Annotated in this window: 7 protein-coding genes and 1 pseudogene; 5 read left to right on the forward strand and 3 right to left on the reverse strand. The window is 69.6% G+C overall.

Annotated features, from left to right (window positions below):
* Nucleotides 1–125 precede the first annotated feature (125 nt).
* A complete protein-coding gene (locus C4313_RS10255) occupies nucleotides 126–2,351 on the reverse strand; it encodes a polyribonucleotide nucleotidyltransferase (RefSeq protein WP_352429767.1) in 2,226 nt (741 codons plus the stop codon).
* Nucleotides 2,352–2,472: 121 nt separating this feature from the next.
* Nucleotides 2,473–2,742 (reverse strand): 30S ribosomal protein S15, encoded by a 270-nt coding sequence (gene rpsO, locus C4313_RS10260; RefSeq protein WP_352429768.1) that lies wholly within the window; start codon nucleotides 2,740–2,742, stop codon nucleotides 2,473–2,475.
* 199 nt (nucleotides 2,743–2,941) lie between these two features.
* Here rpsO and C4313_RS10265 point away from each other — a divergent pair, with 199 nt between their 5' ends.
* The 3 genes from C4313_RS10265 to C4313_RS10275 all read left to right on the forward strand — a co-directional run bounded on the left by C4313_RS10265 (nucleotide 2,942) and on the right by C4313_RS10275 (nucleotide 6,052).
* Entirely contained in the window at nucleotides 2,942–4,159 is a 1,218-nt protein-coding gene (locus C4313_RS10265) for an acyl-CoA dehydrogenase family protein (RefSeq protein ID WP_352429769.1), read from the forward strand.
* 85 nt (nucleotides 4,160–4,244) lie between these two features.
* Entirely contained in the window at nucleotides 4,245–5,039 is a 795-nt protein-coding gene (locus tag C4313_RS10270) for an electron transfer flavoprotein subunit beta/FixA family protein (RefSeq protein WP_352429770.1), read from the forward strand.
* 23 nt (nucleotides 5,040–5,062) lie between these two features.
* Entirely contained in the window at nucleotides 5,063–6,052 is a 990-nt protein-coding gene (locus C4313_RS10275; protein ID WP_352429771.1) for an electron transfer flavoprotein subunit alpha/FixB family protein, read from the forward strand.
* Nucleotides 6,053–6,080: 28 nt separating this feature from the next.
* Here C4313_RS10275 and C4313_RS10280 read toward each other — a convergent pair whose 3' ends face one another.
* Complete coding sequence (locus tag C4313_RS10280) at nucleotides 6,081–7,733, reverse strand: GH39 family glycosyl hydrolase (RefSeq protein ID WP_352429772.1); 1,653 nt, start codon at nucleotides 7,731–7,733, stop codon at nucleotides 6,081–6,083.
* A gap of 115 nt (nucleotides 7,734–7,848) precedes the next feature.
* Here C4313_RS10280 and C4313_RS10285 point away from each other — a divergent pair, with 115 nt between their 5' ends.
* Nucleotides 7,849–9,153 (forward strand): glycosyltransferase family 4 protein, encoded by a 1,305-nt coding sequence (locus tag C4313_RS10285; protein WP_352429773.1) that lies wholly within the window; start codon nucleotides 7,849–7,851, stop codon nucleotides 9,151–9,153.
* Nucleotides 9,141–9,300, forward strand: a pseudogene (locus tag C4313_RS10290) (glycosyltransferase); the annotation flags it as partial. The gene C4313_RS10285 and the pseudogene C4313_RS10290, both read left to right, overlap by 13 nt.

Genomic DNA, 9,300 nt, shown 5'->3' on the forward strand with positions numbered 1-9,300 from the left:
CCACCCCCCCGCCCGACCCTGCGGAGATCGGGACCCCGGTGGTGGTGCAACCGTAGCGGCGCCGCGAGGCTTCCCAAGAGAAAACCATTCCGGTCGCCGGGCCCTTCCTCACGAAAGGGAGGGCGCTACTCCCGCGAGACGCGGCGGACGATCTTGACGCGCCCGGCCAGGGGGCGGCCCCGCGCGCCCTCCTCCCCGCCTGGCTTCCCCTTCCCCTTGGCGGCCAGCATGCGATCCCGCTGTTGGGCCTCCTCCAGGGAGAGGCCCTCCAGGACCGCCTGGCGGGAGAGACGGATCTTGCCGTCGTCTTCGATGTGGGTCACCATCACCAGGATCTGATCGCCCACCTGCACCACGTCTTCGATGCGGTTGACCTTCTGGTCAGCGATCTGGGAGATATGGACCATCCCCACGGCGCCGGGCAGGATCTCCACGAAGGCCCCGAAGTCGGTGATGCGGATTACCTTGCCCAGGTAGATCTTGCCCACCTGGGGCTCCTCCGCGTAGGCCTCGATCTTGAGGCGGGCGCTCTCGGCGTCGGCGAGGCTGGTGGCGGCGATGTAGACCGTTCCGTCCTCCTCAATGTCGATCTGGGTGTGGGTCTCCTCCTGGATCTTGCGGATGGTCTTGCCGCCCGGCCCGATGAGGGCGCCGATCTTCTCCACCGGGATGTGCACGGTGAAGATGCGCGGGGCATGGGGCTTCAGCTCCGGCCGCGGCGCCGGCAGGACCTCCAGCATCTTCTCCAGGATGTAGAGCCGGGCCTCCCGAGCCTGGGCCAGAGCCTCCGCCAGCACGTGGTAAGGGAGACCCCGGATCTTGACGTCCATCTGGAGGGCGGTGATGCCGTCGGCGGTGCCAGCCACCTTGAAGTCCATGTCGCCCAGGTGGTCCTCCATCCCCTGGATGTCGGTGAGGATGACGTATTTCCGCCATGTCTCGTCGGCCGTCACCAGCCCCATGGCCACCCCAGAGACCGGCTTGCGGATGGGGACGCCGGCGTCCATCAGCGCCAGGGTGGATCCGCAGACGCTGGCCATGGAGGTGGAGCCGTTGGAAGAGAGGACCTCGCTGACCACCCGGATGGTGTAAGGGAACTCCTCCTCCGGCGGGATCACCGGGAGCAGAGCCCGCTCGGCCAGGGCGCCGTGGCCGATCTCCCGCCGCGAGGCCCCCCGCAGCACCCGGACCTCGCCGGTGGAGAAAGGCGGGAAGTTGTAGTGGTGGATGTAGCGCTTGGTCTCCTCGGGGGCCAGGGTGTCCAGTTCCTGTTGCTCGGCCAGGGTGGCCAGGGTGACGACGGAGAGGACCTGGGTCTCGCCCCGGGTGAAGAGGGCCGACCCGTGGGCCCGCGGCGCCACGTCCACCTCGCACCAGACCGGGCGGATATCCCGCGGCCCCCGCCCGTCCGGCCGACGGCCCTCCTCCAGGATGCGCCGGCGGACCTCCTCGCGCAGCGCCTCGTGGAAACTCTCCTTCACCTGGGCCTGCTCGTATTCCGAGAGGGCCTGCAGGATGTCCTCCTCCAGTTCGTCCAGCGCCTCGTTCCGCTTGTCCTTGTCGAAGTAGGTGTCCAGGATCTCGGCGATCTGGTGGTCCAGGCGGGCCCGCACGGCCTGGCGGACCTCCTCGGGGACGGCGAAGGAGCGGTAGGAGGCTTTGGGTTTGCCGATGGCCGCCCGCATCTCCTCCTGGAGGGCGATCAGGGGCTGCATCGCCTCGTGGCCCAGGCGGATGGCCTCCACCACCAGGTCCTCGGGCATCTCGTTGGCCCCCGCCTCTACCATCAGGACCGCATCGGCGGTCCCGGCCAGCCGCAGGTCCAGGCGGCTGTGTTCCATCTGACTGACGGTGGGGTTGATCACGAACTGGCCGTCGATGTAGCCGACGCGAACGGCCCCCACCGGCCCGAACCAGGGGATGTCCGAGATGGTCAGGGCGGCGGAGGCGGCGATGATGGAGGGGATGTCCAGGTGGTATTCGGGATCCGCTGAGAGGCTGGTGAGGATGACCTGCACGTCGTTGTGCAGGTCCTTGGGGAACAGCGGGCGCAGGGAACGATCCACCAGGCGGGCGGTGAGGATGGCGTTCTCCGAGGGCCGCCCCTCCCGCCGGTGGAAACTGCCCGGGATGCGGCCCGCCGCATACAGCCGCTCCTCGAAGTCCACGCTCAAGGGGAAGAAATCGATGCCCTCCCGCACCTCCTTCGCCATGGTGGCCGCGGCCAGGATCATCGTGTCGCCGACGCGGACGATGACCGCGCCGTTGGCCTGCCAGGCGAAGTATCCGGTCTCGATGACGATCTCCTTGTCTCCGACCAGGGTCCTGAAAACCTCTCGCTCTCGCCTCACGGCTGAACCTCGCTCTCATCAAAGATAAGGGTGCGGCCCCCTCCTCAGTTGAAAAAAACGCGTAGATGAGGGAGCCCTCCATCTACGCGTCCGTGCAGGGTCGCCCTGGCCCGAGCGCGGCTCATTTGCGCAAGCCCAGGCGCTCCAGGACCATCCGGTAGCGCTGGGAATCCACCCGGGCCAGATACTCCAGTTGGCGCCGGCGCTTGCCCACCAGTTTGAGCAGGCCCACCCGCGAGTGCTCATCGTGCTTGTGCTGCTTCAGATGCTCGGTCAGGCGGTTGATGCGCTCGGTCAGGATGGCGATCTGCACTTCCGGCGAGCCGGTGTCCGTCTCGTGGCGCCGGAACATCTCGATCAACTGCTGCTTCTCTTCCTTGGAGAGGCTCACCGCACCTTCCTCCGTCCAGGGGGAGTTGGGATGCCTGCCAGGTCCAAGCTATATATTGTAATCGGATCCGAATCCGATGGCAAACAGGGCCACCAAAGCCCCGGCCGCCAAAGCCCGCGGCGCAAGCCCTGCGAGCGGACGTTCGTCCGGTCGGGGGCGCGGCTATAATGGACCGGGAAACTCCGCCGTGGAGGCCGCGATGGATTTCCGGCTGAACGACGAGCACCGCATGGTGCAGCAGATGGTGCGGGAGTTCGCCGAGCGGGAGGTGCGGCCGGTCATCCAGGAGCACGACCGGGCCCAGAAGCCGATCCCATGGCTCTTCGAACGGATGGCGGCCCTGGGGCTGCTGGGGATCTGCATCCCGGTCAAATACGGGGGGGCGGGGATGGATTACATCTCCCTCGGGCTGGCCTGCGAGGAGCTGGAGCGGGTGGACAGTTCCCTGCGGGTGGTGATGTCGGTCCACGTGGCCCTCAACTCCCTCTCCCTCCTGCAATGGGGCACCGAGGAACAAAAACAGCGTTACCTGGTCCCCCAGGCCCGGGGGGAGAAGATCGCCGCCTACGCCCTCACCGAGCCCGGCGCCGGCTCCGATGCCGCGGCCATCCGCACCACCGCCAGGCGCCAGGGCGATGTCTACCTCCTCAACGGAGAGAAGACGTGGATCAGCCTGGCCGACCTGGCCGACCACTTCCTGGTCATCGCCAAGACGGACCCTGAGAAGGGCCACCGGGGGATGTCGGCCTTCATCGTGGAGCGGACCTTCCCCGGCGTCAAAACCGGCACCATCCACGGCAAACTGGGGGTACGGGCGGGCAACACCGGCTGGATCGTCTTCGAGAACACCCCGGTGCCGGCCGAGAACCGCCTGGGGGAGGAGGGCGAGGGGTTCTACATCGCCATGGCCGCCCTGGACAACGGCCGCTACACGGTGGCCGCCGGGGCCACCGGCCTGATCCGCGCTTGCCTGGAGGCCTCCGTCCAATACGCCAACCAGCGCACCACCTTCGGCAAGCGCATCGGGGAACACCAGTTGGTCCAGGAGATGATCGCCAAGATGGCCGCCAACTACGAGATCGCCCGCCTCCTCTACCTGCGGGCCGGCTGGATGAAGAACATGGGGCTGCGCAATACCCGCGAGACCAGCCTCGCCAAATGGTTCGCCACGGAGGCCGCCGTCCAGGCCGCCCTGGACGCCATCCAGATCCACGGGGCCTACGGCTACAGCGACGAATACGATGTGGAGCGCTATCTCCGGAACGCCAAGGGGGAGGTCATCTACGAGGGCACCAGCCAGATCCACACCCTGATCCAAGCCGAGTATGCCCTGGGCTACCGTCGGGACCGCCCGCTGCGGTGCGAGCTCCCCGCCTACGACCCGGAGGTCTGGCGCGCCGAGCCCGCCCCTGCCTGAACACCCCCTGAACACTCCCCGAGGACAATGGCCCGGGGTTCGGAAACCGCTCGCGGATTCACCCGCGTCGTTTCGGGAGGCGCCGATGAACATCGTGGTGCTGGTCAAGCAAACCCCCGACACCGCGGCGAACCTGACGGTGGACGCTTCCGGCCGGGTTTCCTGGGGCGACGCCCCCCTCATCGTCAACCCGTGGGATGAGTTCGCCATCGAGGAGTCCCTGCGCCTCAAGGAGAAGTTCGGCGGCAAGGTCGCCGCCATCACCATGGGCCCGGAGTCCGCCAAGGAGGCCCTGAAGCAGGCGGTGGCCATGGGCTGTGACGAGGCCATCCTCCTCCATGACCCTGCCTTCGAGGGCTCCGACGCCGTGGTCACGGCCACCATCCTCGCCGCCGCCGTCCGCAAACTCGGGGCCGTCGACCTGGTCTTCATGGGCAAGGAGAGCGTGGACGGGAACTCCGCCCAGGTCCCGCCGGCCCTCGCCCGCCGGCTGGGCTGGCCCCTCCTGGCCTACGTGGGGAAGATCCGGGAGGTGGACCCCGCCGGGCGGTCCATCGTGGTGGAACGCATCCTGGAGGAGGGCCGCCAGGTGGTGCGCGCCCCCCTCCCCGCCGTCCTGTCGGCCATGCAAATGAATGAGCCCCGTTACCCCTCCTTCATGGGTATTCGGAAGGCTGCCCGGATGGCGATCCCCATCTGGACGGCGGCCGATCTCGGGCTGGCCCCGGACCAGGTGGGCGCCGCGGCCTCGGCGGCCCGCTGGCCCGCCATCTTCGCCCCGCCCAAGCCGGAGGTTCGGTGCGAGTTCATCCAAGGGGAATCGCCCGAGGAGATCGCCCGCATCCTGGTGGACCGCCTGCTGGCGGAGAAGGTGCTGTGAACCCATCCGTCGGGAGGGCACGGATGAGCGGCATCTGGGTCTGGCTGGAGCAGTTCCAGGGGCAGGTCCCCTCGGTTTCGTGGGAGGCCCTGGGCGTGGCCCGGCGGCTGGCCGAGGCCATGGCGGGGCCCGTGACGGCCGTCCTGCTGGGCCACGGGGTCGCCGCACGGGCCGAGGAGGCCATCGCCATGGGCGCCGACATGGTGCGGGTGGCCGAGCACCCGGACCTGGCCGACTTCCGCCTCGAGCCCTATCTCGCCGTCCTTGCCCCTATGGTCGCGGAGGCCCAACCCCAGGCCGTCCTGCTGGGGGGCACCGCCCGGGGCCGGGAACTGGTGGGAGGGCTGGCCGCTGAGCTGGGGACCGCTGCCCTGATGGACGTGATCGAGGTGAGTGTGGAAGACGGGCGGATCATGGCCGTCCGGCCGATCTATGAGGGGAAGCTCTTCGCCCGCGTCACGGTGGAGCGAGGACCGGCGCTTCTGGCGATCCGGGGGCGGGCCTTCCCCAAACCGGAGCCCGACCCCTCCCGCCGGGGGGAGGTGATCGCCGTCCCCGTCGACCTGGAGGCCTCCGGGTTCCCCACCGAGGTGCTGGAGTGGATCCCGGAGGCAGCCGGAGAGATTCCCCTCAACGAGGCCCGCATCGTCGTGGGGGGCGGGCGGGGTGTGGGAGGGCCGGAGGGGTTCGAACCGCTGCGGGAACTGGCCCGGGCGCTGGGCGCTGCTCTGGGCGCCACCCGCGCCGTGGTCGACGCCGGGTGGATCCCCTACAAGTATCAAGTGGGACAGACGGGCAAGACCATCAGCCCCGATCTCTACATCGCCTGTGGGATCTCTGGGGCCATCCAGCACCTTTCCGGCCTGCGGGGGGTGAAGGTCATCGTGGCCATCAACAAGGACCCGGAGGCGCCCATCTTCAAAGTCGCCCGCTACGGCGTCGTGGACGATCTCTTCAAGATCGTTCCCGCCCTCACGGCGGAGCTGCGCCGCCGCGGGCTGGCGAAGGTATAGGCGAAGGGGCACCCCGCGGGCTCCCCGCCTACGGCCCGGGCTCCACCAGGAACAACGGCAGCCCACCTACGGCCGCCTCTCCCCGCTTCTCCCGCCCCGGGTTGCACCAGGTGGGGGTGTTGTAATTCGTGGCCGGGGGCAGGGTGAAGGTGTAAACGCCCCCGGCCGGCGCGACCAGGGTGGCCGCTCCCGAGCGGACGTCGTAGACCACCCCGCTGGGCGCCGCGGCGGTCACGGTGATGACCGCCGGCTCGTTCATGCGGGTCCAGGCCAAAAGCACGCGGGCCCCGTCGGGCCGCCGGAAGGCGAACCATTCCACCCGGCCGGTGCACGCCCCCCAATCGGTGGCGCCGCCGGTGGACCGCCAGCGCCACAGGGGCGTCGCCCCCTGCAGGTGGGCCGCCACCAACCGGTAGGCGGCCGCCGCCGGGCGGGCCCCCGCATCCGAAGGGTAACACGGCGCGGGGCTCGGGTTGCGATACAGGCCGAAGGCGTCCCGGGCCTCCGGGCCGTTCCCGCAATCGTCGTGGAGCATGAAATGGAAAACGACCCGGGCCCCCAGCCACAGGGCGTAGGCGGCGCTCTGCACCACGTAGGCGGCCTGCTCTTCTCGCGTCCCGCGGTAGCCGCTGTCCGGGTCCCACGTGGGCCCCGGATAGTCGTCCCACACCGGCAGGCCGCTCTCGTTCACCCACAGTTCCTTGTTCAGGCGGAAGTCTCGCAGCGTCGCCGCGGCCTGGTTCAGATACCGGAAGGTCTGCCAGGCGTAACTGTAACTGTGGACCGGGAGGATGTCGAAATACCAGCCGTAGGCATCCCGCAGGGCGGGATCGGGATCGTTCTGGAGGACAGTGAGGACATCGCGGAGCCACCCGGGCTTCTCAAAGACGGCCAGGCCGCCGAAGAGGATGCGGGCCTGCGGATCGGCCTGGCGGATGGCGAGGGCGGCCACCTTCAGGAGCCGAGCGTAATCCGCTGCGCTCCCGCTCCAGAAGAACGAGAGGTCCGGCTCGTTCCAGATCTCCCAGTAACGTACCCCCCGCCCGGCGGGCCAGCCGGCCACTTCGCGGGAGGCGGCGCCCCCTGGCCGGTAGCGGTCCGCCGCCTGAAAGACGAACATGGCCCAGCGGTTGGCCGGATGGATGGTCTTGCCCGGGCCGGGATGATCGGTGCCGTCCGCGAAGACCGGCGCGTAGAGGCCGGCCGGAGGGTTGGCGGCGGCGATGGCGATGGGCCCCCCGGCGCGCCGGCGGAGGGGGGAGCCCCCGATCGGCGGCCGGGCGGGGGAGCCCGCGGCGGCGTAGAAGGCGGGGGTGCCCATCAGGATCAGGGAGACCTCAAGTCCCTGGGCCAGGACCTCCTTCAGGGCGGCGTCGACATGCCCCCACGAGAACACGCCGGGCGTCCCTTCCACCCCGCTCCAATAGAGGGGCCAACGGTCCCAGCGGGCCCCCAACTCCCGGGCCCGCGCGAAGCGGGCGGCGTCGGCCGGGATCTCCGCTGAGGTGATGAAGACCAGGCCGAAGGAGGGGCCCGACGGCGGCAGCCCTTGCCGGGCCACGAGGGGCAGAAACACCCGGAAGGGAGCCCCCTGGCCGTGGGCCGGCAGAGGGACGACCCCCAGGCTTCCGCCCACCAGGATCCCGACCAGCACCCCCAGACATCCTCTGAGACGGCGCATCGCCCAGCTTCCCCCCGATCGCAGCGGATCGGGTCTCTGGAACCCGTGTCCACCCGCCGATCCCGCTTATGATAGCATACAGAGGCCTCAGGAGATGGGGAGGCCATAACCGAGGATGGCGGCGAAACCCACCGTCGCGCTGGTGCATTACACCGCGCCTCCGGTCGTTGGCGGGGTCGAGCAGGTGCTGGGCCGCCAGGCCGACTTCCTGGCCGAGGCCGGCTACCCGGTGCGGGTGATCACCGGGGAAGGGGGGCTGGGTCGGCCGGGCGTGGCCGTGGTGCGGATCTCCTTGCTTTACGGCCGTCATCCGGAGATCGCCCCGCTGCAAGCGGCCCTTGCGCGCGGGGAGCGCCCGGCCGCCTTTGCCGCGATGCGGGCGCGCCTGCGGGCGGCCCTCTCCCAGGCCCTCCGCGGCGCAGACGTCGTCATCCTCCACAACGTGTGCACCATGGACAAAAACCTGGTCCTCTCCGCCGCGCTCTGCGATCTGATCGGTGCGGAGCCCCGGCGTTGGATCGGGTGGCATCACGACGCGGTGATCCTGCGGGAGCGGTCGCCCCGCGTCCCCGAGGAGCCGTGGACGCTCCTGTTCCGGCCGTGGCCGGTGATCCACGTCACCGTCTCCGAGGCCCGCCGCCAGGCGCTGGCCGCCGCCTGGGGGATCCCCCTGGAGCAGATCCACGTGATCCCCAACGGGGTGGATATGGGTGCGTTCTTCCGCTGGACCCCCCTCGCCCGCCGGCTGGTGGAGGCCCTGGGCCTCCTGGAGGCGGACGTCATCCTGCTGACGCCCGTGCGCATCACACGGCGCAAGAACCTGGAGGCGGCCCTAGAAGTGCTGCGGGCTTTGCGGTCCCGCACTGGATGGGACGCCCGACTGGTGGTCACCGGTCCGCCCGGCGCCCACACCGTCGACAACCTCGCCTACCTGGAGGCGCTCCGCCGGCAGCGGGCGGCGTGGGGCCTAGAGGGGGCGGCCCATTTCCTGTGCGAGCACAACGGCGGGGAAGGGTTGCCGGAGGAAGCCCTCGCCGACTTCTACAGCCTGGCCGACGCCGTGCTGCTGACCAGCCGGGAGGAGGGGTTCGGGCTGCCGATGCTGGAGGCGGGGCTGGCCGGGTGCGCTCTCGTCGTTGGCGACATTCCCTCGCTTCGGGAGGTCTGGGGCGATGCCGCCCTTTTTGTCGGTCGGGACGACGCAGGCGCGCTCCACAACGCGCTGGAGGGGCTGATCGCCGATGCCGGTCTGCGCGCGGAGATGGCCGCGCGGGCGCGCGCGCGAGCGCTGGCATACACGCCGGAGCGAATGGTCGCCGGGTATATGGCCGTATACCGCGAGCTGGTCGCCGACCGACCGGCGGATACGGGACCGGCGCCGCTTGCGGAGGATGAGGAGGTCCCGGCATGCGTGTCGTGATCTTCACCCATTCGCTCCTCTCCGACTGGAACCACGGCAACGCCCATTTTCTGCGCGGCATCGCCACTGAGTTGATCGCCCGTGGCCATACGGTGCGCGTTTTTGAGCCGGAGAACGCCTGGAGCATGGAACACCTCGTGCGCGAGC

Origin of the sequence: Thermoflexus sp. (assembly GCF_040289485.1) — a bacterium.
GTDB lineage: Bacteria > Chloroflexota > Anaerolineae > Thermoflexales > Thermoflexaceae > Thermoflexus.